Consider the following 26,431-nt stretch of genomic DNA (forward strand, 5'->3'; position numbering starts at 1 on the left):
AAATTAAATAATTTCTGACAAAAAAAATAATTTCTGTCAAGAAAAAATAATTTCTGACAAAATGCCTCTGGAGTCCTAACCTTAATACTAAGGTAACAAGTTGACTTCAGAGGCTTTTTTATGAGGAAAAAGCGAACAGGGGTTACCCAGCAAGATGTTCAGAGATGGGTGAAAGCTTGGAAAAATGATTGTTTAAAGAAAAACAGGTCTTTCACTTCTATTGCGGATGTTCCATCCAGGGGAAGAGCCAGTGAAGGATCTGTTACAATTGAATGCGATAAAACAATCGTTAAGCATTCGGATTTAGAATATAATTTTTGCCTCTTAGTTAGATTCCATCCTCGCACCACCAATTTAGAAACACAAGTACCTCTTATTGATATGGATAATGAAGTCCTTCCACAAACCCCAACCATAGAAATAGAGAAAGCAATGGACATTAAAGAAGCTCGATTTAGAGGTTCTAAAACTAATTGGATCTATACCGAAGATGCTCTGATAACACAAAGCGATGATGGTCAGGATATAAAACTTGCAAGATCAATGAAGTACCTGAAAGATTTGGTTTTTTTTGAAAACGACAGTGACACAATAAAGCAAAATAAAAAAAGAACATGGGAGCTGCTAAACGTACAAAAAGTTTATTTCGAAAGCAAAGGAATTAATTGGAAAATCATTACAGAGAGATCAATAAATAGGAACGTTATCGACAATATCGAAAGATTTGACCGATACCTAGAGAAATCTACATATAGCAATGATGAGTTTGATTTGGCACTTACTTGCTTTGAAGCGGAATGTAAGAGAGCAAAACATAATGAAGAGTTACAAGAAATGTTATCTAATATTTCTGCCTACTCCGGAATTCCATATAAAGATACAGTATCAATATTTTGGCAGTTATGCTGGTACAAAAAAATTACTTTTGACTTAAGAAAGGAAAGGTTAGAAATGAATTCTATTATCAACCCTGCAACCTTTTTCAAAACCTGAAGAGTTAGAGCAATGCTTTACCAGAGCCAAGTACTTATTGGAAATGAAGATTGTGAACTGACGGGGGTTTACAGAATAGTTCTTGCTGAAGATAACAGCGACTTCATATGGCTATTAAAGCTAGATACAGATCCTGAACATCAAAGGAATAATTATCTACAAAATCCAAAAATATTTCCAAAAGAAAAAGTAAGAGAACTCATAACTAAAGATATTTTAACTGAAAGCACAGTAGATTTACCCCTAATATTTCAAATTGATGACGAGACATTAATAAAACAAGGACATAAAAAATGGATAGAAGAGAGAAATAAGCGACATACCATTATTAAAAAATTATGTGATGTAGCTTATGAGGAGATGATATTATGCCCTTATTCAAAAGAATGCAGAAAATTCACAAAAAACTGTGGTTATAGTCATAGAACCATAGTGAGATTATTTTTACGCTACATAGCATTCAATCAGAACCCTCAGTCACTAATTCCTTATCGATATTTCCAAGGTGGTCGAGGTGTATCAAAATCAGATTCAGGGAAGAAAAGGGGAAGACCCCATAATAAAGTCAAGAATAAAGAGGTTAGAAAATATGGGATAAATATTAAGAGCCATATAGCTTCTAAAATAATTCTTGCAAACAAAAAATTCCCAGGCCAGTACGCTGAAGGGCATAGATTTATAAAAGAAAACTATTTTAACATTGGATGGGAAATAAATCAGTACGGAGTTAAAACTCCTATATTAAAGCCCGACTCTGAAATAATAAAATATGGCCAATATTATTATCATGCTAAAAAACATGAAGAGTATGATCACACCCCTAAAAGAAGACTCACCACAGCAGAATACTATAACACCGTAAGGGCTAAAAAGGGACGATCAAGAGATAACATATATTTGCCAGCTCAATGCTATCAGATTGACGCCTGGAGAGTACCAGTTGAGTTGGTTTCATCATTTGATCGAAGTAAAAAGGTAGGAGTTGCTATTGTCTATGTCGCTATCGATGTATTTTCACATCAGTATGTTGGACTCTATGTAGATATAATAGAACCCTCATGGGAAGCAATAAGACAGTTATATTTCAATACATTCACAGACAAAGTCAAATATTGTAAAAGATATGATATATCAATAAAAAAAGAAGACTGGGATGCTGATATCATACCCTACAGCCTCTTTCTAGATCGAGGTTCTGAAATGATTGGAAGGTTAAAGAGAGAAGGTTTATTTCTTGCAGGAATAAAAGAAATAAAAACTGCCCCCCCAAGATTTGCAGCAGCAAAAGGTTTGGTTGAGTCATGCTTCAATACTCTAAACAAGGCACTAAAAAACGTATCAGGATCTTTTGAGAAAGGGTGCAGTTCACAAAAAAGGCGATTTGCAGCTTGGAATGCGGCATTGACTGTTGACGAATTAACAAAACTACTCATTAATGAAATTCTATTTCTTAACTCCTACGCCAAAAAAAGGCAATTGTTAAATCCAGCTATGGTAAAAGACAAAGTGCTGCCATACCCATCACACATTTGGAAATGGGGTTGTGACAATCTTTTAATCAAGGGACAGAAAAAATCAGAAAGAGAACTAAGAATTTATTTACTTCATCCTGAGCAAGCTACAATTACCAACTCCGGTGTCAGGTTCCGAAAACTTATGTACGACTCTCCACTACTTAGAGAGAAAGGGTGGTTTTTCAAAGCTAAAAAAGGAAGCTGGAAAGTTCCTATTAGGTTTTCAATTATAGATTCTGATTATATTTTCGTATATGACTCTGAAAACACTCCTTATGAGTGCAGACTTCAGGAGTCATATAAAGAATATAAAAATTCCAACTTTGTTGATTTACACATATATCAAAAAGAAGCGGATTTACTGACAAACAATACTAAATTGCAGGAGAACCGTGATCAATCAGAGGCTAGAAAAAAATCTGAACAAAAGAAAATAGCGTCAGAAGCAAAAAAAGCAACCAAAGCTGCAAATAAAACAAATACAGCTTCCAAAACAAAACAGCTTCAAGACAAGGGTCAAAATAGGATCAAAGAAAAGAATTTTAGAAATGCTTTACGAGCAAAGGAAGATAGACAGTTCCTTGATATAAAAAATAAAACTATTGCAAACAAAACGGACAAATCCGACAGAGAAAGAGACTTTGAAGAGTTATACGGTGACGATCATGAGTAAGACAAGCAGCATTCTCTCACATTATGAATCACAAAATTCCTTTCCTGACTATGTTTATGCGAAGTATAATGAAAATGAAGCAATTTTTTTACCAGAGGAGTATGGCAATCCACTAATAAGAGCCTTACCGGAACAACTTAAGCCTATAAAAATAAAAGAAAGAATCAATACAACAAAGCTTTACTATGAAGATACTCTAGAGTGGCCTATAGAGTTAAAAATAAGATCATTAAAAAAACGCTTTTCTTCTTTCTTTATGGTATTTCATGACTTCATATTTATAGGCAAAGAATTAAACGATATACTTTACAATGGTCTTACCGGAAGGTCTCCCATTATTACTGACAATATCAAAAAACTATATTATTTTGACGATACTGAATATGAGCTTTTACTAAAAAAGCTACAGACATCTGACAATGAGGACAATTTGATTTCAGGCTTTATGTCAGGGGTTAGCGGTACAGGTAAAAGTAGTATTATCAAAAAAAATCTATCTCTATATCCAAAAGCAATTATCCATCCGAGTAAATTTATGGGTATTAAGTTTCCAATTACTCCTTATATACAAATTGTGTATATCTATATAGCAATGCCGCCTCTATCCTCAAAACAATCCTTCTTCTTAGCATTTTTTAAGGCGCTAGACGAAATACTAGATAAAATACCTGGCTTACATGAATCTGAAAAAAACTGGCTATGTGCTGCTCAAAAAGCAAAAAATCATGCACAGTTGCAAGTTAAAATGCTTCAAGCATGCTCAAGATTTTCCATCGGCTGTATTGTTATTGATGAACTACAGAGAGTTTCACTTCAACGTAGCGGTGGCACAGATGAAATAACAGAGTTCTTTGTTTCGATTATGTCATCAGGAATACCTGTAATTCTTGTTGGTTTAACTCACGTTGAGAAGTTATTCAGCAATGATGTAACACTTGCAAGAAGGTGTACTACTTATTTCAGAAAAAAAATACGAATTTATAAAGAAAAAGATTCTGAGTGGCTATTGCTTGTAAATGAAATTTTTTCTCAAGATAATTTACACGAAATAGATATAAGGTGTGATATTGCATCAGAGATTCATAAATACACCAGAGGAATAGTATTCTTATTAGTCAAGTTTGCAAAGCATATTTACGAAATACTCATAACCAAGCAAGAGAAAATAATAACAGCTGAGTTAATAAAAGAAATATACATTGAAGAATTTTCATTACTTTCGGCTCCTCTTGCCATGTTAGATAAAGGTGATGAATCTTTGTTTTGTGAAGCCTTAGAGGCAATACTTGAAGAAAATAGTATTGAAAATTGTTTAGATCGAGGCTCTTTGAAAAAAGATGAAAGTGATTATGATATTAATGGAGTTTCTAAATCTTATGATTACTATATCAAAAACACCGGAATGATAATATGTGAATCTGAAGATGATTTACATGCCGCTTTATTAAAGAAAAATATCACTTATGACTCTGAAAAATTTAAACCGTTAGACGATATATAAGACTATCCTCATTAGATAATCAAGGATGATTTATGCCAGTAACACTACTCAAGGATGAACTACTATATAGCGCAATAGTAAGACAGTATCATCTTTCTTCAGAATTGAGCTGGCGTTGTTTTTTATCGACATTATTCGGTAATAGCTGTAACAGAGTATCACTACTATTACCCCAAAATATTAATAATGCTTCTGAATCATTCAATATCACTTCTCACGAGCTAATAACTAATCATTCAATACTTCCATATTTTAAAACATTCTCATACACAGAGAAATATTTAAACAATAAAGCCAAGCTCCTTAATGAAGATCAGATCAACTTGTTTCATGTATTTGGCATCAATAATGGAATATTATTCAATAAAAAGTATTGCACAATGTGCATTGAATCTGACATAAAGATGCACGGGGTAGCTTACTGGCATCGTTCTCACCATCTTCCATTTGTCACATGTTGTGCTGAGCACAACCTTTGTTTGATAGCTTCAAAACACCCACCAAAAAATTGCAAAACTACTCAAGCCTGGTTACCATTTACCGAAAAAACAGTAACTACTCATTCAGGAAAGTTTGAGCTATCATTCTCCAAGCTTAGTAGAGATATATTAAACTCTAACTTTATATTTGACCCTGTAAAAACCAAGAAACTTTTATTTTCTGAAATGCAGAATTTAAAGCTAACTCGTGGTTTTTTTCTTGATCGAGACAAGGTTAGGATTTATATCGAATCTACAATAAATGATTGCTCACCTACATTTTTCAAGTGGGTTTTATCAATAACACAGAAAGCAATAAATTCTGTTGCCGGGAAGAAAGAAATTAAAAATTATGCTTTTTTCCTTTTTTGGATTAGCGTTTTGTATTCAGACATACATACTTTCAAAAAAGAATATGACATGTTCAATAGCAAAAAAAATAATTCACCAACAAGTACTCCTATTTGTAAAAGCACCATCATATCATCATTTATTTCAAATACTCACTCTGCAAGAAAAACTGCTGAAGAATTAGGTGTTTCACCTAACTATATTCTAAATACAGTAAAGGCCGCAGGGTTAGCAGTATCATTAAGGCCTAAAAAAATAACACTATCCATGAAGCAACAAATACAAAGTGAATTGAGAGCTGGTAAAAAAACACAAGAGATAGCAAAAAAGTTTAATTTATCAACTGGCTCAATTGAGCAAATATTAACACAAAATCCAAGTATTAAGAAGCATCGCTTAGAAATTCGCCAGAAAGAAAAGCTAAAGAGACGACAATCAGAAAGGCTTAAGATAACGAGATACCTGAATAAATACAAAAATTCTTCACGCTCTGATGTAAAGCGTGTTTGCCGAATTTCTTATTACTGGTTATATAAACATGATAGAGAATGGTTGTCTTCAACCCTTCCTGACAAGCTTAAAAGATACCCTAGGAAAGACCAGGTCAACTGGAAAAAAAGAGATACTGAATACAAAAAAAAATTACTCGCAATTGTAAAAAACTGTATGGCAATCGAACCACCTAGGAGAATTACTATAGAGTGGCTGGCAAAAGAGCTTGGCACAGGTTCAGCTTTAAAAAATCAACTTCATAACCTTCCGTTAACTGAATCATATATCAATAATGTACGAGAAACCGTAGATATTTTTCAAGTCCGTCGTATTGCATGGGCGATCGAGAAAATTAAAGAAAATAACAGCACTGTAAACCGCCATCAAGTTTCAAAACTGACTACGATATCAAACCTTAGAGCTCTTGCAGAAGAGTATCTCAATTCACAAGTGAACTGATGACTTTGTTTGTTGCAAGATCGTTTGATCATGTCTATAACATCTCCATTGATACCTATTTTATGTAGTATCGGTCGAATGCCTGATAACAAGCTTTTCCACAAGCCCCTCAAAATAAGGGTGAGGGGAGAATTTGCATGTTTTACCCGGCCTGAGCTCTCTGTTGAGCGCTGCTCATATCCATTTATTACCCCCTCTGCAGCAAGAGGAATCTTAGAAACTGTTTACCACCATAAAGACTTTCGGTGGAGTATTTTCCAGATATCTCTACTTAAGCCCATATCCTGGTATAACTGCTCGACCAGTGAAGTAAGCCAGTGGATAAGGCCTAATCTAATCAAAACGGCCATAGAGAGCCATAGTTCTCTATGTACTGATACTTCAAAAATGAGGCAGATACGACATAACCGAATTTTATTTGATGTCGATTATGTAATTACTGCATACATGGCAATCAAACCATCTCACGTGAGACGCTTTAATGCACGACTAGACGAGCATATAAAAGAGTTCAGAGAGAGAGTCTCACTAGGCGACTGTATCCGACAACCTACTTTCGGTCAAAGTGATTATATTGCTTTTTTTGAAACAGTTAACCCCGCCATAAGGCCAATCCATGAAAACGCAGATTTTGGTTATGTATTACACGACTTTCAATTAATTAAGCATAAACGTATCCCTATTTTTTTTCACGCTGTCATGAAAGATGGCAAAATCAAAGTGCCTCCTTACCCTGGCCTGGAGAGTTAACGTTTTGGTTATCAAGTATCTTGTCGATTTTTACCAGCAGCGTCCATGGGCAATGCCAAATAGTGGCTGGTCTCTTCAAAACCTGAAGTGGATTATTGTTATCAATGAAAATGGTTTTTTTCATGAAGTTATACAGCATACATCAAAAGATGAACCGGCAGGTATTCCTCAGCTACTCCCGAGCCCAATAGCCAGATCTGGTATCAATAGTCATGAACATCCATTTCAACTTTGGGATCATGCCGGTTTTGTTACAGGACATTCTGAAAATAATCATAATCAAGCAAAAATGCAACATGAAAACTTCATTCGCCTTGTCCAGTGTATCTATAAAAACACATCTGATTTAGCTATTTTTGCTTTGATTCAATTTTTGACTATGCCAAAAGAAAAAAATAAACTCAAAAGTCATCGTTTATTTTCTAAAATGTTAAAATCTGGAAACATTACATTTCAGTTAAAAGGTGATTCTACGTTACTATGCCATCGCCCTGTAGTTTATAAATACCTTTCTGCACACCCTCTCAAGCCTTCAGGTCATGAAGGGCAGTGTCTAGTTTGTGGTCAATCGGGTACTATTATTAAAACACATGGTAAATTCAAAAATATTAAAGGAACCTCGGCATCTGGTGCTCCACTTATCACAGTTAATCACCATACTAATACAGCTTTTGGTGCTTATGCACTTGAAGCTGCATTTGGTGCTCCTACATGCGATAGTTGCCATTTCAAATACAGTAGTGCTCTTAGAGAACTTTTAAAAGGTGGCTCTCAGAACAAAATACAGTGGGGTGATTTTACGGTTTTATTCTGGAGCTCTTATAGTAAATTCGATCACATATTCAAAAAGCTACTTATCGGAAAACCTGAATATCCTCCAGAACCAATCCGATCTTTATCTGATCGGATATCTAAATTAAATAATAATGACGTATTCTACCTTTTAGTTCTTCATGGACGTGGTCGAAGAATTGTTTGCTGGTATGAAGGCAAGTATTCATTAGAGCAAGTAAAAAAACATTGCAATCATTGGCTCCAAGAATCAGCTCCAACAGAAACCTTTCCATTAATGGGTATTCAACCATTTATCGTCACTTTTTTTGGCTGCCAATATTCTAGCAACAAGAAACGGCACATTTTGCATCAAGTTAACAAATATATTTTAATTAATACTTTGTTATTATTAGTAGATAGGGTCTCTATCACTCTTCCTACTGAAAAAGTCAACAAGCGGTTAAACAAACAGGGAGCCACAAAACTAAACTCTCGACTATTATTATTCTTTCTTTATTGCTCCGGTGTGAAGGACAAAAAATTGAAAGAAAACATAGGTGAAGTATACGGAAAACTGGTTGCGTTGCTTGAATATTGCCAGAAAACATCTCGATCTCAAAGCAACACTATTCGCTGCTCGTCAGCAGTTATCGCATCACCACAACAGGCCTTACCTCTTTTTTGGCAGCTTAATCAACATCACCTCAATGTTATAGGCCTTTTCTCTCCCGGTCTGCGTGTTAACCTTGAAAAAATGATCACTGAAACAAGTACTCAACTTGGAATTCCCCCAGCCTCATTAAACTCTTATGAGCAGTTATTTTTTTGGGTTGGCTATCACAGCCAGAAGTGTATGCTGTACTCCAAGAAGTCCTTATGCGCCCCCTGAGTTGCCTTCAACTGTTATGGTGATGATATGCACACTACCGCCAGCTCTGTCCTACAGGAATCATATGATATCTTTTTTGTTTTCGATGTCTGCTGGGGGAACATCAATGGAGACCCAGATATGGCTGGAGCCCCAAGGTATCATCCGGAAACAATGAAAGCCGTTGTATCCTCTGTTAGACAGAAAAGATCTATCAGAAATTATATATCCGGGCCTACTGTTGATGATCCGCTTTCAATCTATTTTCAAAACGGTTCTGTCTTGAATAACCTGCATCAGGAGGTTTATGAAGACCTTGGCTATACACTACCAGAAAAAAATGAGAAAGTACCTGATCCAATTCAGGAATCTATTGCACAAAAGCTTTGTATTGAAAAAGCTGACATACGTATGATGGGGGCAGCACTTGGTGCTTCCAGGTTTCCTGCAAAATCGATCAGAGGTCCTGTACAGCTTTTTTGGCTTTCATCAATCAATACTGTGAGAATCATTAATAACTCAATTACTCGCTGCTGTGTTACGACTGAAGAAGATGAATTAAAAGCTCAAACAATTGGCAAGAATAGTAAGCTTAATTACGCTTTATTTTTAGGCATATGTACAATATCCAAGCATGACGCTGCTGTAACGGGAATGATGTACAAGGATCTTGATATGATTTTTGAAGCGTTGGACATGATGTTTGAGTATGAGCGTTCAGAAATGCGAGGACTCGTGACGACCCAAGGGGTTGTTGCTTTCAAGCATCAAAATGGCCGACGCAACAGGTATGCAAAACTTCAAGATATGAAAGACCGAGTTTGCATAACCAGCCTTCATGAGCCACCAGAAACTTTTAAGCACTATTCAGTCATTGTTGACGCAAGAGATTTACCAGATTCAGTTTCATTGATTCGCTCTGATTTCCCCGTAAAGTATTGGCATGGTCTATACTCTCCGTTTAGCAGTTTGCGGGCTGCTAAAAATGCAGAAAATCCAGTTCAAACTACTTAATTTATACGAATTTTCGGACTTAATATCCATTAATTTTTATATTTTTCAGGTTGATACAAGGCTTCTGCTGTGAACAGCCTTTGGCTGCAGGGTGATTACAAGTGGATAGTGCCAGACGAAGAACTATCAGAAGCTGTGAACAGCCTTTGGCTGCAGGGTGATTACAAGATGCTGCTACTTGCATGGAGAGCATCGTGGCTGTGAACAGCCTCTGATGATACTGACAACTTGTGGTGGCTAACAAATAGCCACTACTTCTTTAATCTGACCTGCTATTGAGTAGCTTACAGACTTTTTTAACGGATTTCCAAGAGCCAAAAAGTTCCACCATAATCAAAAGCTGTTCCGGTATATGTGCAAGTGTTGCGGTATTTAGAGATTCAACTACCCAAGGTCTGCTTTCCCCCTGTTCAAAATAAAGCCTAAGAGACAATTTATTTAAAATATCTAATGAGTGGCACTCTTCTATATGAGCTTGCAATAAATCACCTGCTACCGATTCAGACTGAGCATACTTAACATTCAATTCTCTTTTCATCACATAACAAAGCAATTCACGACTCATCCAGACAGGGTTAGCACTTTTTAAAATACTGTATGACATCTTAGCTATTTGTTGATTAGTTTTTAATACAGATTTGTTATTTTTATTCTCATTACTGTGCTTACATGGCAAAAAAAAGTTTTTTTTACCAGAATTCACTTCTATTAATGAGCAGTCATGTTTCCAGCAGCAAAATACAAATGGCAAAGCATGACTTCTGTGCCAATAAGCTACACCAAACTCTTCTGTATCACTTTCAATACACTCTGGGCAGAATTTTAAGCAATCGACCTTATTATCAGGATGATAAAATCCCTGATACAGTGCGTGCCGCTGCCCAGGGTAGTAGCTGGCAATGGTTTTAAACAGATAACCTTGATCCCGCTTTCTGGTGAAAATCCCATACAAGTTGTAAGCCGTCGTTGCCCGAACCATATCTTCTAACCGAGGCCAAAACTGCTTGCCCCCCTGCTCATGCAAATACGCCAAGGACCGCCCTAGAGATTCTGGCCCCGCCATGGCTTGTTCATGACCAAACAAAACCTTTGAGGCCCGGTACTTTACAGGGAATGTCAGCCTCAAATAGCGACAGACCAAACTGTAAATACTTTCATCAGGCAAAGGCGTTGGAAACATCAAAGCCATGGCTAAAACTCGACTCAGTTCACTCCCAAAGCCTTATACACCGCATCCACAGGATCAGCAAAAAAGCTGATCTGAAATTTAGCAAAAAGTTCAGGCGGAACAGTACTGATGTCAGCAGCAGAAGCCATTGGTAAGAGCACTTTGCTGGCACCGCAATCAAAAGCGAGCTGCAAAGATCCTGCAAGATCTTCTACCGGACTAATCACTCCGCCAAGTGTCATCTCACCCAAAATCATCATTTGCTCCTGAACCGGCTTACGCATGATCGCTGAGCAAAAAGCGACAAAAGCCGCCAGAGTAGTGTTATTGCAAGGACCAATATTCTGCATATCTACCGCATGCAGATGAAACTCATGATCGCTGAATTTCGCAGCCTGGCTGATTCTGGCAAGGTTCCCCTTAAAGTAATCAAACCCGACTTTAATGGCTTCCTTTGCCGCTGTATTTGAGCCAAAGCCAGAAGTAGTGTGTTTGCCATTCCCTGCCGTTATCTGGGTCTCAAAGCGATATAAACCAATATGCCCTGAGGCCGCTTTTCCGGAGAGGTAAACGACACCCGGCTTAGGAAGCCCTTCAGGGATTAGTTTTCCTCCTCCCTGTTCAGGCACATTGACAAAAAACTCTTCCAGTGAGTCATTGTCGATATAGCTGAAATGAACATCATAGAACTCCATGCCTCCAATTTTTTTCAGCTGTTCTTTGACACGTCGCCTTGAAGTCAGCGCGTATACCAGACACCGCCTTACCGCTTCCTTATCAAACATTTCATGAGGATAGAAAAGCTTTAACAGACCTGATGTGGTTCTTCTGACGGCGATAACATCCCGCTGGTTCAGGTTGTTTCCCAACTTAAAATATTTGTCGATCACATCTGCAAAGTTACGCTTTCGCATTTCACGCATAAACTCAGCAACATAATCCGTTATGAGCCCATAAGCATTGGTAAAAAACTCCGGCCTCATCTTCGGAATTTCCCATCCGGGAATATAAGCATGGAATCGGTCAAAAAAAGCCGAATCAATCATGGCTTCAGGAAACGGTGCTAACAGGTGGCTGGTTTTCACCAGTGTTTCTACGGACTGGTTAATATTACCCACAAACACCATGGAAGCTTTAGCCTCAATGGCATCACGACCACGAGCAAAAGAGCCGGATGCCATATAGTCCTTCATAATCTGGACACCGTCCTTGTCCTTAAAGCTAATGCCTGCAACTTCGTCAAAAGCTACTACATCCCACATTCCCACCAGGCCAACACGGCGAGAGCTCATGTTGTAAAACAGGTTGGCTACAGTGGTCTGTCCACCCGAAACAAGCAAACTGTTTGGGGAACACTCTTTGTAAACATGGCTCTTACCGGTCCCTCTGGGGCCGAGCTCACAAACATTAAAATTATTCTCAACAAAGGGAATTAACCGTGCGATAAGGTGCCACTTGGTATTTTCTTCCAGATTTGCAGGTTCCATCCCGACAGAGCGAAGCAAGCCGTCGATCCAAAGCTCATCAGAGAAATGCTGTCGGGCATTAAACAACTCATCCATATTCATGGATGGCATCTGTATGGGTTTCAGGGTAAAGATGGAAAACGGAGAAGTTTTCTGGCCCTCTTCATAGAAGTACTGAACCGTGATAATGCACCAGATTCCCCCTGTTAAAAGTTTCTCGTTTTCCTGAACGATTTTGCTGGGCACCAGGGCATCTTTGATACCAAGATTAGAAAGTCTGGCCTCATAGACATCCTTCCTTTGATTAAGCCGGACAGAAACCTTATCAATGATCTTGTAGGAGGTTTTCTCTCTGATAACAGACTTTATTTTTTCGGCTTCATCCGGGCGCACATAGTTTTCAGCAAGGATCTTCTTAACATTGGTTAACCCTTCACTCACAACCTCATCATCATCTGATGCGCAATACATGCCAAGCAGGTATTCCAGCACGTATACAGGCACATTAGCGCCTTCCTTAAGCTGTTTTGTCAGATCCTTACGGACAACCCGTCCTCGAAAATGTGTGGTCAGGAGGCTATCCAGATCAGCCTGAGATGAGCTGTCCAACTCAGTATCAGTATTCATAAAAAAGACATCCTCCTTAGAAAAAGTCGTCATGAAAAGCCAGGTCGATGCTAACACTATACTGGCTGTATTCAGTGCTGGTTTCAGCATCAAGCATTTTCAATGTGTACACGGCAGTCCGGTCAAACTCCGAGCCAATCAGCTTGAAGCGGGCTTCCCGTGTGCGTTCTCCCATCTGGTCCGACTCACTGTTGAAGACAAGGGTTTCCTCACTTGAAACGGTCTGTCCCCGGTGATCGACAATTTTGCAAATCAGGGTTCTTGGTACAAACCCTTCAGACACCGCGTCAGTCTGCAAAAACCGAACCTTGTCAATATTGTTCACCAGTTTGACTGGCTGGCTGGCTACCACCACGCCTACTTTCTGTTTCGTTTTCTTATCAGCCTGCTGCTTCTGCAAAGGACGCACTGTCATGACCGGTACACATACCTCCTGAGGCATAGCGCCGCCGTGAACAAACCGGGCACCACCAACAAAATGGAAGCGGTTCGCTCCCTTAGGTAAAAGGAATTCCGTATCACACTGACTTTCAGCAGAGTCAGCGACGCGCCCATGCCAGCAGTTTTCTTCTTTAGCTAAAGAGCTTCCCAGGATGTAACGCTTTTTCGCTTCAAAAGCATTTTCAGGTTTGTTATCAAGCCCGGTTTTATCTTCTGATGCCAAAGCCTGTTGCCTGAACAGGAAGCCATGATCTGCTGTTACCACAACCCGGCTGGCATTCAGTCGATTAATAATTCTTCCAACCAGATCTTCCAGTTCAGTAATGCCGTCACGACAGGCGGTCAGCGTCTTATCTTCCGTAGCCGCCTTATCACCAATGGCATCAATAGTGTCGTGGTAAATGTATACCACTTCTGCATCACGGATTTTCTCCCGTCCTTCCTGATTCGACCAGTTAAATAGCTCCTTGGCCGTCACAGCAACACCGTTATAGGGCTTAAGGATTTTTGCCCTGTTTTCCAGTCCAGAGGCTGACTGTCCATCAACCAGCACCACACCACTCAAATCTTCTTTGTAACCGAGACGGATATGTGGCAACAAAGAAGCCATGCCTAACTGGGTATAACTTGGTAATACGCCTAACTGCGATTCAAGGTCAGCCTTAAAGCGCTTATGACCATTAATGTTCCTGCACAACTCCTCAGCTACTTCAAAACGCAGTGCATCGCTGATGACAACAAACACCCGTTTCACCTGCGATTTTTTCAAGACCGTCTGAACACGATCACGATAAAAATCTTTCTGATAAGGGATTCCATTCAATCGCCAATGATTCAGGCTGCCATTCTGTTCACACTGGTTTTCAAGTAACTTATCCCAGCTCAACCCAAGTTCAAATAAATACCAGTGGCAATACATTTCCTCCACGGCATTATCCAGCTGCCTGAGAATGTCGGCTCCTTTAGCCTGTACTTTTCTAGCTTGTTCATTGAATTGACGATATAACTGATCAAATTGATACAGTTCGTCGGTATAAGCTGTGTACAAAGCTTCCGCCGTATCAAAATGGAATCCATCGGTATATTTTTTTCGTAAAGCAAACAAGGCGTTAGCCGCTTTCAAAGCATCATAAATTGCCGCATATTCAGTGCGCATCTGGCACCAATGACCACTCATTCTTTTATTGACAATCTCATCGATCTGGCCTCGACTTATGGTCTGACCTTGCCCAAGCAAAGCGTTGACCAATTGCTTGATGACCAGCTGCTCAATCACTTCAAAGGTTTCACAGTCAATGAGCGCATGGACTGAACCGGGGTTAATGCTGCGGACAACATCCAGCTTATTTTCCAGATCTTTGGCGATACGATCGTAGTCTTCAGCAAACCGGCGACTGTCTCGCCAGGTTGTCATAAATGCGGTTGCCGTTGCACGGCCAGCGGTAGAAGACAACACATTAGCGTTAAGCCAGTTTTTATCATCACCCTCAAGATGAGTCCAAAGCTCGGTACAAAAGAGCTTCAGCAATAACTCCTCAACAGAAGGGTCTTCTGAATGGTAACCAAAATGTTCGAACAGAGCCTTATAAAGAGAAGGCAGTAATCCAAATTTATCGAGGTTCTGCTGCAAACTCAAAGCACTACCAGAATCCTCCAGATGCTCCGCATACTCAAAAAACATCTTCAGCAGAACTTCATCCAGAGACGAGGACTCAGCGCCCGCCAGAACCGCCATCATTTTAAGGTCAATGGACAGCTCAGACTCATCAGCATCTACCCGCTTCTTTAAGGCTTCAAGACGTTTTTTACTGGCAAAGAATGATTTGCGCTCCTGAATGTGACTACGAAGTGCCATACGGATGATACCAAGCTCATTCAACAGCATTGAGCTGGCATCGGCATAGAACTGATCACTGTACAAACGAATATCCAGTAGCCAGTCGTTTTCCATTTCCGGAATATCATGGGGGAAGTACAACAGAAATTGACTATCTGGCTCGTCCAGCTCTACACGCTTTTTAACCTGAAATGTGGAAGCATTCTCCATGTTTACTACTGTTACATTGGCCAGAGAAAGCTCTTCCACGCTTTCTGAAAAGCTACGCTCAGGGTCGTACCAGAATACAATACGATGGTCGTGGAACTTGGCAGCCAGCCCCAGACTCAGCTGTTCACTGTTCATCTACAATCCTTGGTCGGGCCGTGGTGAGCCCTGCACAGACGATATGAAAAATTAATGCAAAACTAACACAACGCAGAGGCAAGGCATACCAGACAAGGATTGCAAACGAAGCATGGCAGTATGAGGTTTCAGCTTCTTTGACAGAACAACTCAGTAGAGTTGTTCAAGTTGATTACAAAATTCACTGCTCTCATTTTGTAATAACAATAAATCCTCTTCAAAGGCCACTAAATCATCACCTTCAATGCTTTTTCTGGGATGCCATTTAGTATTGAATCGACGCAAAGGACCATCAATATATGACTCAGCAAGCTCATCAAACACTGTACAGTCAGGACCATGTTCTCCGGAAATTTTCCTATATTCACCAAACAATTCATAAGTACTGCTCAGCGTCGCCTCTGGAGTTCCTATAGGCCTACCGGGCTTCCCTGTAATTCGGCTTTTCACCTGTAGTCGGAGTTGCCAGCCGGCTTTGCTATCAGCGTCAGTCTGCACCTTTTCACCACATTTGTACTGTTCAAGTTCAAAAAAACATTTCCATCCGGCAATTTTCTCCGGACTGGTTTTCTTACTTTTCATGACTCGATCAACATAACGCTTCAAAGTAGTCTCACCTGCATTTGGGTTGATTTTTTTAATGTAAAATTGCCTATGAAATGCCGCTTCAGAACCATATCGCTTGAGCATTTTTGGCTTTAGATCATCGTACATTCTTTCCGCTAACTCTGTCTCTTCACGTGTCATAATCCACACCTCATTCATACAGTCTCAAAATATAGTCAGGCAGGAATAATTTTCCTGACTCGGTGCGATTTTCCGGTGTTATTTCCCCTTCTCAGCAAGGTAAGCAAGCATACAATTATTCATGCCAATCATGGCTTAAGGAGACTTTAAATGAGCAAGAAACTAACCCCACAAGACAATCATGCCAATCAGCTAAACCCCAACAAAGGAAGCGACGGCGTTAACGAACAATACGCAAAAGTCCATGGAAACAGGGGGAAACAGATGAACCCTAATCAACAGAAATCAAAAAAGTAAAAGGACAAACAAATGTCAAAAGGCAGTACTTCCCAAACACCACCCAGAAATCCACCTAACTGGCCTAGCAAAAACCCTGGTCAACCTTCTGGTGGAGGTAGAGACAACAATCCTCCGAAAAAATGAGACTTAAGTTCCCCCTATCAAAAGCTCCATTCTGAAGCTCTTGATAGGGGGCAATGATTATTGTTGGAGCCAGCTGGCAATGGTACCGGTATTCCAGTTATGAATTTCAAAATCCCTGAACACGGCTATGTTCCGTATAGGGGTTGATTAGTCTAAACTCTCATCAACTCCTAATCTCAGGGGGCTTTGTTATGCAATCCCAGCAGTTTGAACAAATTCTTAATTCAATACCGCTATTAACTAACCAGCAACGCAATACCCTGCTTTCTGCCTTGTCAGAAAAAGATTCACCTATAGACATAGCAGCGTCGATTGAGGCTAACTTTTGCAAGGCACCAAAATGCCCTCATTGTGATGCTGAAGAGCCTTATAAATGGGGATTTCGAAACAATAGGCAACGTTATCAATGCAAAGATTGCCATAAAACCTTTAACGCATTTTCTAAAACATCTCTGGCTCGTTTACGTCACCCTGAAAAGTGGCCGCAGTACCTTCAGGGAATGACGCACTCACTGACACTTCGCCCGGCTGCCAAGGAATGCAACATAAACTTGGATACTTCATTTCGCTGGAGACACCGTTTTTTGCAAGCCATTGAAAATGATCAAGCCGATGAACTCAGTGGTATCGCCGAAATAGACGAAACGTTATTCCGCGAATCATTCAAAGGGCAGAGGAAAAACTTACCAAGGCCTGCCAGAAAGCGAGGTAATGATAAGAAAACTGAATGCAGAAAAATTCCGGTCATGATTGCGAGAGATAGAACCGGTTCAACTGTTGACGGTGTACTGGACAACGAAAGTGGAGATGAGTTGTGCAAACATTTAAACGGGCGCATAAATATTGAAACTGTCGTTTGTGCGGATGCAAGCCTTGCACACGAGAAGCTTGCAAGAAAACTTGGATTCATTTTTAAAGAATTAGTGGTATCAGCTGGTCAACGGGTTATTGACGGCGTTTTTCACGTACAACATGTTAATGCTTATCACAGTAATTTGAAGAAGTGGATATTTGGCGTATTTCACGGTATTGCGACAAAAAATATGTCTCGTTATCTGGGCTGGCGTAGGGCATTGACTGAGAGTAAACCTCTATCTCTTGATCGGCTGACCAATAAAATTATGAGCGTATTTCGCTTTCAACCTGTAAACGGAACATAGCCCCTGAACACCCTCGGCATACCTGAATCATAATCACCAGGTATCCTCATAAACATCACTCTTGACCTGCCACTGTGCATCTGAAGGAAAGTGTCAACCTCCCACAAAACCCACTCATGACTATGGGTGTTCGGACCTACAAGAACCAGCAATTTGCCTGCTTGCTGTAATAGCTCTTGAATTTCCTGTTTTACCTGCTCCGATGCAGGGTCAGAAGGTGGACGTCGATTAATATGCCCATAGCTGTTCCTAACCGGATCAGCCAGAGAGCGATCAACGAATGTTATAAGGTTATTGGGGTTGCTTGCGGCAGCACGAACGTCTTGCAGGTTCTCATAATTTTCTCCTGCATAACTAATGAAAACATGGGGCTGATTCATTAATTCCTATCCTTCAGCTTTATTCGATATATTTAACCGAACACCCAAGATAGATAGGTTTCTTTAACCATGCAGGATATTTTCAGAATAATTCGTACAGGTCACTTATTACGAATTAACAACTCATTATATTCATCAACAAGACTGTTATATTTCTCAAGCAATTCAGAGTAGTTATTGATGAGTAAATTTTGTTTTTTCAGCAGTAAGTTGTAATCCATTACCAATGAGTCATATTCCATAACCAGAGTATCGAACCTGAGCGACAAAGAATCATAATCCGACTTACAGACAAACCCACCGAAACCACAGGTATACTCATCAAAGCAAACATCATTCCGATCAACGCATTTGCCAAAGCTGGAACAGACCTTATCTCCATAGCTCAGACATGCTCCGGTAGAGCCAAACGAACAACTAAAGCTTTCTCCGTATGCGGCAGCATGGAAAGAAATAAACAGTCCTAAATAAAATATCAATAGCTCTCTCAGATAGCCTCCTGAGTACTCTTAGGTTTTGCATCATTGAAATGTATCGGCAGGTGGAAACTGTTTCTTTTATTAGAAAAACATGTAAAGGACTTCTCAAAAATTAAGCATGTCTGAGGGGGGCAAGTTACCCCCCCACACATCAACACATACTCAACAAAAACATCAACCAGCAAGCTGATAAGTCCTCGAACGCCCCTTCCGCTCAACCAGCTTTTCGCTCTCAGCCCGGTCAAGCCAGTCTGAAATTTGTCTGGCATTCAGATCAGACATAATCGGCTTCAGATCTGCCAGAGAAATATTCGGCTTGCTTTCGAGCAACTCTCTCAGCTTTTCGGTGAATAAATGGAAAAACGGGTCGTTGACTGATTCCGGTATGTTTTGAACATCTTCAATAACAGGTGCTGTCACTTCCTGAACACTTTCCTCCGGCACATACTCTGTTTGCGGCTCAGCAACAGAAAGACCAGAGAAAAGATCATTATCATCAGGCACCGGACCTATAGATTCTGCAGAAGCTGCAACCCCGTTAATGAAATCAGCCAACCAACCCCCCGAAGTGCCTTTAGCACTACTGGGTATTTCAAGTGGCTGCCCACCCATCTGTAACAGCGCACTATTGCCATCCACTTCAGAGGGCTTCACCAGCAAAGGCACCCAGCCTTTGTTGAGGTTCTCTTTGGCTCCAGACCAGGTGCCACCTTTATCTTTGTCAGAGCGAACCACCAGGGCATGATCAGACAGGCAATAAATATATTTATTCCTGCCCATGGCATTACCTGCATTGAAACCCGCTTCCGGATAGTAAGTAGAAATCAGAACCAGATTATCTTTCTGTAAATGCCGCCGCCATTTACCCGCCAGGGCTGCTTTCAGCAAACTGTCTGCCAGAATTCCGATGGCCGTTCCCTCGGCATTCAGGGCTGCGAGCATGGCAGTTTCATCGACACCTCTGGCTCCGCCGGAAACAATGTTGATACCTTCCTTCGCAGCCTGAGTACCGATAGTTTGGGTGAATTGAGAGTCATCCTCACCGATTCCCCTTGAACCCACCACCGCAAGACCACCGCTTTCCAACAGGTTCTTGTTTCCAACACCGAAGATAACCGGCGGCGACATAGTCCCAAGTCGTTTTTTTAATCTTGCCGGATAGTCACTGTCGCTTCGGGTCAGCAACCAGATGCCTGCTTTCTGCCATTTATCCAGCGCCAGGCCCATAGCCATGCCCCGGTCAAGCAGTGCTTTCACCCGTTCACCGGTGACTGTTTTTTTCGGATCTTTCCATTTGCCAAAAATATCGTCGAAATCACTGAACAGGGACGAAGGCAAAAAACGATTCCCATGCAGCCACTCGGCAAAGCGGGCATACTCCGCCACCGAAAGCGGTTTAACCTCATCCTTGCGAGGCTTTGAAAAATAACAGGTAAGCAATAATACTGCCTGAGTGTTTTCTGTGTGCATATTCAGGCAACCCTTAATCTGAGGCCGAACTTGAAGCCGTCGACATAACGGCAAATGGATAAACAGCGCCCGAGCCAGCTCTCCGAAGCAATGCGGCAAGAACGGCAAAGGTCCATCCGGAATCAACAGCGTCATCCACCAGTAGAACCGGCCCGGAGGGGATGCCATCTTCAACAGCAAAGGCACCATCAAGGTTATGGCAGCGGAACTCGCTATTTTCCATCAATTTCTGAGGCCTGTTTAGCCGTGCTTTACTGATTACATCGTAACAGGGTATGCCCAGTTTTTCGGCTAAATTTTTTGCAAAGTCTGCTACTAGCTCTGGGTGATTCTGAGAAGGAACATAAGCAATCCACTGCGGGAAGGGTTCCGGTTGCCAGCGCTCCCTGATCAACCGGGCAGCCGCAGCAGTCAGACGAACATCAAATGTACGATGTCGCTTACCTTGTTTGGCAATTTCACCCCAACCTGCTTCACCCCATTTGCATAAAGCCCTGCCGGGTTCATGGGCCAGATCACCAAACTTTGGCGGAAACTGATACACAGGAAAACGTGCCTGAGCATTAGCGACCCCGTTACCTACCTGTTTTTTAGGAGGTATCTCGATAAACACATTTTCCAGAAACTCTGCCGCCTTCTGCCCTGTTTCGGGGCTGAATGTAGTCGGCAGATTAGTTTCACCTGAGCAGTTGATGCACTTACCGCAAGGTTGAGAATCATGATCATCCAGAGCCCGAGCCAGAAATTGCATCAGACAATCCCCATGATGCAAATACTCCACCATTTCGGCCCACTCTCGTTCCTTTAATGCACAAAGCCGGGCGATAGCTTCATGGGGCAGTTCATAACGAACAGGGGTTCGATAATAAACGCTCTTATCCTTCATCACCGGAGCCGGTTTTTCTGCCATCAAAAACTTCAGGGCCGACTCAACTTTCGATGGGCGGGCATTGATCATACGCTGAAGCTCGGTTTTCTTCAGCCCATTATCGGCATCACTTAATGTCTGAAGAATCTCATTCACCAGCTCTTCTTTAGGAAAGGCCTGATTAATAAAATAATTCTGAATATCCGCATCTTCATCGCCAGACAGTAAAGCTCCCCAGGCCTGCGGAATCGCTCTGCCTGCCCTGCCGACCTGCTGATAATAACTGACTACCGACCCCGGACTCTGGTAGTGAATAACAAAAGCAAGGTCAGGCTTGTCATAGCCCATACCCAGAGCAGAAGTGGCAACCAGCACCTTTAACTGATTGTTCAGCAGTGCAGACTCCAGTGCCAGCCGATGATCGGTTGGCAAGTCGCCATAGTAAGCTGCGGCAATGATCCCCTGTTGCCTCAACCAATCAGCCACCTGTTCCGCATCTCGAATGGTTGCGGTATAAACAATCCCGGTTCCGGCAATCTGTGGAATAGTATCCGCCAGCCAGGCTAGTCGATGAGAGCGCCTGGGGAAGTGCAAACATTGCAGATGCAAAGACTCTCGCACCAGCTGCCCCCGGAACACCCTGATGTTCTCCCCAAGCTGTTCAGCAATATCGTCCATAACCCTTTGACTGGCGGTGGCAGTGGTTGCCAGCACCGGAAGGTTCGGTGGCATATAAGGCAGAATATGCTTGATGCGTTTGTAATCCGGTCGAAAATCGTGCCCCCAGTCAGAAATACAGTGGGCTTCATCAATCACAAACAGCCCGACTTTGCCAGCCACTGGCAACAATACCTGTTCAACAAAATCCTCATTGGCCAGACGTTCCGGAGAAATAATCACGGCATCCAGCTGGTCAGCCAGCAACTGTCGTTCAGTCTGTTTGTTTTCAGGGTTGCTGTTTGAGGAATTAATAGTGCCAAGCCGAACCCCATATTTTGCCGCAGACTCTATCTGATTTCGCATCAGTGCCAGCAGGGGCGAAATAATAATGGTCGGGCCTTTTCCCTCATTTCTGAGCAAACGGGTCGCCGTAAAATATACGGTACTTTTACCCCAGCCGGTTTTCTGCACCACCAACAGGCGGGACTGGCGAACCACCAGTTCCTCTATGGATTCCCACTGATGTTCATGAAAGCAGGCATCGGCATCCCCAAGGCTGCGACGTAATAATTCCAGACCTTCCTGGTAAAACTGTTTTGTTGTTTTCATTTTTACACCTTGTATATGCAGGCTGGGTCGAGCAAATGCGAGCCAACCTGCATAAATTTATTTATTGCGCTCTATTATGGCTCAGGGTTTCTTACCCGTGATGGCTTTTACTTCCGCCAGCAGATTGCCGAACTTGCCATAGTTCACCTTCACACCATCATCCAAATCCAGCGGAATACGCATATCGGCGTAGTGTTTCAGGTTGTCGTCGAAGGCGCGCAGCTCGGTGAGTTTTTTCTCCAGTGCGGTTTGCTGTTTTTTCAGCTTGTTGGCTTCGGCGGTGCTGGAGGCGCGGTCGATCTGTTCTGCCAGTTGTTGCAGAGTGGCGTCGTATTTGCCCAGCAGCGGCGTGACATATTCAGTACGCATTCTTGCCAGGGTGCCTTCGTTATAGCGGTGCAGGTAGACCAGGCATTCAAAGGCTTTCTGTTTACCGGAACTGAACAGCCAGTAGATCGGGCGTTTTTTGTAGGTACGCATATGATCTTTGTAGAACTGGGTGGACAGGTAGCGGCGAATGGTTTCCAGTGCGCTTTCAGTCTTTTTCGGTTTGATGGCGTACAGGCACAGGCTTTGTGCCACAAACTCCAGATTTTCCTGAAGGTTCTCTTCGCCCCAGACGGTGCTGACAAACTCTTTAAAGCGGTTGGTGGCATCGCTTTTGAACCATTCCTGATCGGTCAGGGACAGAATGCCATCGTCATCCGCCGGGAAGCTTTTATAAGCACCCTGTTCTGCCAGTTCGCTGAAACCTTCGTTGGCTGCGTGGGCGTAGACCAAACCTTCACGGTCGAGGGAATAGCGGCCCATCATACAGCCGATGCTGTAGCTGATGAGTTCGGACAGGGTGTCGGACTGGAAGCGGTTTTCTAGTTCATTGTCAGTTGTGCCTTTGCCTCCGTAACGGTAACGAGGATTTACTGTTAACGTAATTTCTTCGATAGGTACATTCGCTGTCAACTCGTCCTGCAATCCATATGCTTCAATGAAAACTTGATTATTGTTTTCTTCGTAACTTTTAACCTTTTCTATCATTAAATGCCTGCGCTTTTTCCACACTGAATACCCTGAGTTTACAGTTGAAACATTTGATTCATGCTCAATTGATATGAGTGGTGACTTACGAAAATCCCAAGACCTCTCGTAGCTATCCCAATCGAATTTGCTTGTTTCGATAATGCAGCTAACATTTTCAACATCCGCAATTGTAAGTGTATTTGTCACAGGTAAATTACTCACATCGCCGCTTGTAAAACTCATAGTTGGATTTAAAAGCTTTAGTAAAAAATCTCCGACCTTGCTATTCACTACTGCAAGAATTAGTTTTTCATGCCCTGAAAAATCTTCATTGCAAAAAGCAGATCTACCAGTATCATCAAAAACAAAACCTGATGGTCTGTACCGTGCTGCAAATTTTGCTGAGCTGAGTTTTGTCCATGTCACCCCTTCCTTAAAGAAAAAGGCTGTATTTTGAGGTCTAGATTTTAATCGACCATCTGGATGTCTAAAGTTCCTTATTTCTTCCCCATCATGTTGCCAGTCCACAACTACATCGTGATTTCCATACCAGCGTCGATATTCACCACCACTATGGCATGGATACCATTTTTCCATGGATTGTTCAGATTGTGCATTATCAACACAGTTAAACTTAGTATTCTTTCCTGATACCTCAAACCAAAACCGTTGAAAAATTGTATTGTCGCCTGTAGCTAAGCCTGCTTTCGGTGAAGCAATGTCAGAAAGCTTATTATTTTTAGTGAAAGTATTCTTAACGCTGTCCGATACCAAATATGCAATTGGACTTCCTGGGATTTTTTGAAAATCTGATGGTTTTGCCTCAAAAAACCACCCGCATTTCTTGTTTTTTATTGCTTGAAGTGTTTTTGGTGCTTGATTTTCATGTCCCTTAAAGTCAGAAAGATTGATATAGCTTCCCATAAAGCGCCTTATGTATCGCTTATTGATTGTAAATGTACACACAGGGATACACGCTGGTGCAAAAGCATTATATTCCAACTGTATCAAGCTAGTAAGAGTATGTTTTTTGATAATATTTTCTCTTAGTTGCTTATAAGAGTTGATAAACATCCATACATAAGGTGTCACCAGACCGAGCTCCGCTTCTGGTTGCCCAAATTCCAAGCATTTTTCGATAAAAATTGAAAACAGATCAGTTTTTGTGTCTGGGAAATTATTTTTTGCAAAATTCTTTACTTCTTGGTTCATTCCTTTTCCACCCATATACGGCGGATTAGCCACCACAGCATCATATCGCTGAGCCAGCAGCCAAGCCTGCTGCACAAAAGGCACCAACACCTTAGCTGCCGGTTTCTGCACCGTATCCCCGCTGTCACCCAGCTCTATCAACTGACCCAGCAACCGTTTCAAAGGCTCTGCCAGTTTAGCAGGCACATCAATCAGGGAACCAAAGGTTTTAGCCTGTTCAAAGCGCTTCAGAGTTTCAGCCAATAACTGATAGGTTTCATCCTGCTCTGCTGCTGCCGAACCCGTGTCGTCAAACAACCCTGTTGAAGTTCCATGCCCGGACTCACCGCCCAGATTCAGCGCACTCCACAGTTTGGGTAAATCCAGATGCACGGTTTCCTGCAGTGACAGTACATTGAGTTTTATCTCACGGGTAAAAATACGACGGTCGTCGTTCCGTGCCATCATCATCAGGGCGAAGCCTGCCAGCTGCGCCGCACGGTCATCAATATCCAGACCAAACAGGTTATTTTCCAGAATCAGCTTGGGAATATCCCGGCTGCGGTAACCCCTTTCCTCGTAAATGGCTTTCAGTACGTTGTAAGCTTCCACCAGAATATGACCGGAGCCACAGGCAGGGTCCAACACTTTGATGCTTTCCGGTTCAATGCTGTCCGGCGTAATGGCTGCCAACTGGGCGTTCACTTCATCGGTCTGTTCGGCAGGCTCGATGTAGTATTCCATCTCGCTTTTGATGGCAGAGTCCGGATAGGTTTGCAGCCACTGGCGACCGACGGAGTTCTGAACCAGGTATTTAACAATCCAGTTCGGCGTAAACAGCTGGGTGGCAGCGGGAATATCTTCACTCTTCACCACCTTGCCAATCACTTCATCTTTTTTCTCAGAGATATAGAACTGATACAGCCAGCCAATGACTTCCACCTGCTGCCAGTCTTCTTCTGGTAGTTCGGTGACAAGAGTTCGAATCAGAGAGTCGGTGCGGGTCAGATTATCGGGCAGTAGCAGTTCGGTTTCGTCGTCGATGGCTTCAAAAAGAAACGGCATGGTCTGATGCAACTGGCGACACTGGGCCTGTAACAACAGCCGGTAAAGCTCTTCGTCTTTGTTGTTGACCTTCAGATCCAGTACGGTGTTACGGTTTACTTCCAGATCTGCAGCGGCATCGGCGGCATGTTGCAGAATCTCAAAGTTTTCCAGCACTTTCAGCCCATGCCCAAGATAGTCATGCACTTCCATATAACGAATAGCACACAAACGGTTAAACCAGCTGTAAGCCACCTGTTCCATCAGCGCCTCAAAACCCTGACGCTGTACCCGCTCAACCAGCCGCTGCCGCGGGGGTGCCAATGCGGAAGAAAAGGCTCTGCCGCCGATCTGCATCACATCGCCGGTAACGGTGGCTTCGTCAATCTGATTGTCGGAGTGAATACCGAATTGCGTAGCTTTCGCCTTCACCGCTTCAATAAAGGCAGTACGTGCCTTTGGGGCGTATTTTTTAATACGGGAGGTGTTCATACTGTCGAACCTGAAAATAAGAAACCCCTGGATAATCGGGGGTCGAAAAAGATGGGGTATTGTACCAGTGTCGAACAAGGTTTTGGGGGAAATACTGCAGGGTAAGGGTGTAAGACTCTTGTCGTCATAAGTATTTGCG

The 26,431-nt window shown here is 41.9% G+C and carries 18 protein-coding genes; 9 read left to right on the forward strand and 9 right to left on the reverse strand.

Annotated features, from left to right (window positions below; genetic code table 11):
* Positions 1 to 120 precede the first annotated feature (120 nt).
* The 7 genes from NX720_RS21795 (at position 121) to NX720_RS21825 (ending at position 9,868) form a co-directional block, all read left to right on the forward strand.
* Complete coding sequence (locus NX720_RS21795; protein WP_262597474.1) at positions 121 to 993, forward strand: TnsA endonuclease N-terminal domain-containing protein; 873 nt, start codon at positions 121 to 123, stop codon at positions 991 to 993.
* 12 nt (positions 994 to 1,005) lie between these two features.
* A complete protein-coding gene (locus NX720_RS21800) occupies positions 1,006 to 3,180 on the forward strand; it encodes a Mu transposase C-terminal domain-containing protein (protein ID WP_262597476.1) in 2,175 nt (724 codons plus the stop codon).
* Positions 3,173 to 4,681: an ATP-binding protein gene (locus NX720_RS21805; RefSeq protein ID WP_262597478.1), complete on the forward strand. Its 1,509-nt coding sequence runs from the start codon at positions 3,173 to 3,175 to the stop codon at positions 4,679 to 4,681. Before NX720_RS21800 ends, NX720_RS21805 begins: the two co-directional genes overlap by 8 nt.
* A gap of 32 nt (positions 4,682 to 4,713) precedes the next feature.
* Entirely contained in the window at positions 4,714 to 6,462 is a 1,749-nt protein-coding gene (locus tag NX720_RS21810) for a TnsD family Tn7-like transposition protein (protein WP_262597479.1), read from the forward strand.
* A 78-nt stretch (positions 6,463 to 6,540) separates the two neighbouring features.
* On the forward strand, positions 6,541 to 7,212 hold the full coding sequence (gene cas5c, locus NX720_RS21815) for a type I-C CRISPR-associated protein Cas5c (protein WP_262597481.1): 672 nt from the start codon (positions 6,541 to 6,543) through the stop codon (positions 7,210 to 7,212).
* Positions 7,169 to 8,875, forward strand: a complete 1,707-nt coding sequence (locus NX720_RS21820; RefSeq protein WP_262597483.1) for a type I-C CRISPR-associated protein Cas8c/Csd1 — start codon at positions 7,169 to 7,171, stop codon at positions 8,873 to 8,875. Before cas5c ends, NX720_RS21820 begins: the two co-directional genes overlap by 44 nt.
* Before the next feature lie 27 nt (positions 8,876 to 8,902).
* On the forward strand, positions 8,903 to 9,868 hold the full coding sequence (locus NX720_RS21825; RefSeq protein WP_262597485.1) for a CRISPR-associated protein: 966 nt from the start codon (positions 8,903 to 8,905) through the stop codon (positions 9,866 to 9,868).
* A 259-nt stretch (positions 9,869 to 10,127) separates the two neighbouring features.
* On the opposite strand, the gene NX720_RS21830 is transcribed toward NX720_RS21825, so the two are convergent.
* From NX720_RS21830 to NX720_RS21845, 4 genes are all read right to left on the reverse strand, one after another.
* On the reverse strand, positions 10,128 to 11,057 hold the full coding sequence (locus NX720_RS21830) for a TniQ family protein (RefSeq protein WP_262597487.1): 930 nt from the start codon (positions 11,055 to 11,057) through the stop codon (positions 10,128 to 10,130).
* Positions 11,058 to 11,071: 14 nt separating this feature from the next.
* A complete protein-coding gene (brxL, locus tag NX720_RS21835; RefSeq protein ID WP_262597489.1) occupies positions 11,072 to 13,129 on the reverse strand; it encodes a protease Lon-related BREX system protein BrxL in 2,058 nt (685 codons plus the stop codon).
* Positions 13,130 to 13,145: 16 nt separating this feature from the next.
* Positions 13,146 to 15,752 carry a BREX-1 system phosphatase PglZ type A gene (pglZ, locus tag NX720_RS21840; protein ID WP_262597490.1) on the reverse strand — a complete coding sequence of 869 codons (2,607 nt, stop codon included), beginning with the start codon at positions 15,750 to 15,752 and terminating at the stop codon, positions 13,146 to 13,148.
* A 150-nt stretch (positions 15,753 to 15,902) separates the two neighbouring features.
* A complete protein-coding gene (locus tag NX720_RS21845) occupies positions 15,903 to 16,499 on the reverse strand; it encodes a hypothetical protein (RefSeq protein ID WP_262597491.1) in 597 nt (198 codons plus the stop codon).
* 150 nt (positions 16,500 to 16,649) lie between these two features.
* Between NX720_RS21845 and NX720_RS21850 the strand changes: the two genes are divergently transcribed.
* Both NX720_RS21850 and NX720_RS21855 read left to right on the forward strand, forming a co-directional pair.
* A complete protein-coding gene (locus NX720_RS21850; RefSeq protein ID WP_262597492.1) occupies positions 16,650 to 16,796 on the forward strand; it encodes an alpha-amylase in 147 nt (48 codons plus the stop codon).
* Between the two features lie 317 nt (positions 16,797 to 17,113).
* A complete protein-coding gene (locus NX720_RS21855; RefSeq protein ID WP_262597493.1) occupies positions 17,114 to 18,082 on the forward strand; it encodes an IS1595 family transposase in 969 nt (322 codons plus the stop codon).
* On the opposite strand, the gene NX720_RS21860 is transcribed toward NX720_RS21855, so the two are convergent.
* The 5 genes from NX720_RS21860 to pglX form a co-directional block, all read right to left on the reverse strand.
* A complete protein-coding gene (locus NX720_RS21860) occupies positions 18,061 to 18,462 on the reverse strand; it encodes a TIR domain-containing protein (protein ID WP_262597494.1) in 402 nt (133 codons plus the stop codon). The two genes, NX720_RS21855 and NX720_RS21860, sit on opposite strands and share 22 nt — an antisense overlap.
* A gap of 101 nt (positions 18,463 to 18,563) precedes the next feature.
* Positions 18,564 to 18,941 carry a hypothetical protein gene (locus NX720_RS21865; RefSeq protein ID WP_262597495.1) on the reverse strand — a complete coding sequence of 126 codons (378 nt, stop codon included), beginning with the start codon at positions 18,939 to 18,941 and terminating at the stop codon, positions 18,564 to 18,566.
* Positions 18,942 to 19,115: 174 nt separating this feature from the next.
* A complete protein-coding gene (locus NX720_RS21870) occupies positions 19,116 to 20,411 on the reverse strand; it encodes a DNA-processing protein DprA (RefSeq protein WP_262597497.1) in 1,296 nt (431 codons plus the stop codon).
* A 13-nt stretch (positions 20,412 to 20,424) separates the two neighbouring features.
* On the reverse strand, positions 20,425 to 22,548 hold the full coding sequence (locus tag NX720_RS21875; protein WP_262597499.1) for a RecQ family ATP-dependent DNA helicase: 2,124 nt from the start codon (positions 22,546 to 22,548) through the stop codon (positions 20,425 to 20,427).
* Between the two features lie 81 nt (positions 22,549 to 22,629).
* On the reverse strand, positions 22,630 to 26,292 hold the full coding sequence (gene pglX / locus NX720_RS21880; protein WP_262597500.1) for a BREX-1 system adenine-specific DNA-methyltransferase PglX: 3,663 nt from the start codon (positions 26,290 to 26,292) through the stop codon (positions 22,630 to 22,632).
* Between the last annotated feature and the right edge of the window lie 139 nt (positions 26,293 to 26,431).

Origin of the sequence: Endozoicomonas euniceicola (assembly GCF_025562755.1) — a bacterium.
GTDB classification, from domain to species: Bacteria; Pseudomonadota; Gammaproteobacteria; order Pseudomonadales; family Endozoicomonadaceae; genus Endozoicomonas_A; species Endozoicomonas_A euniceicola.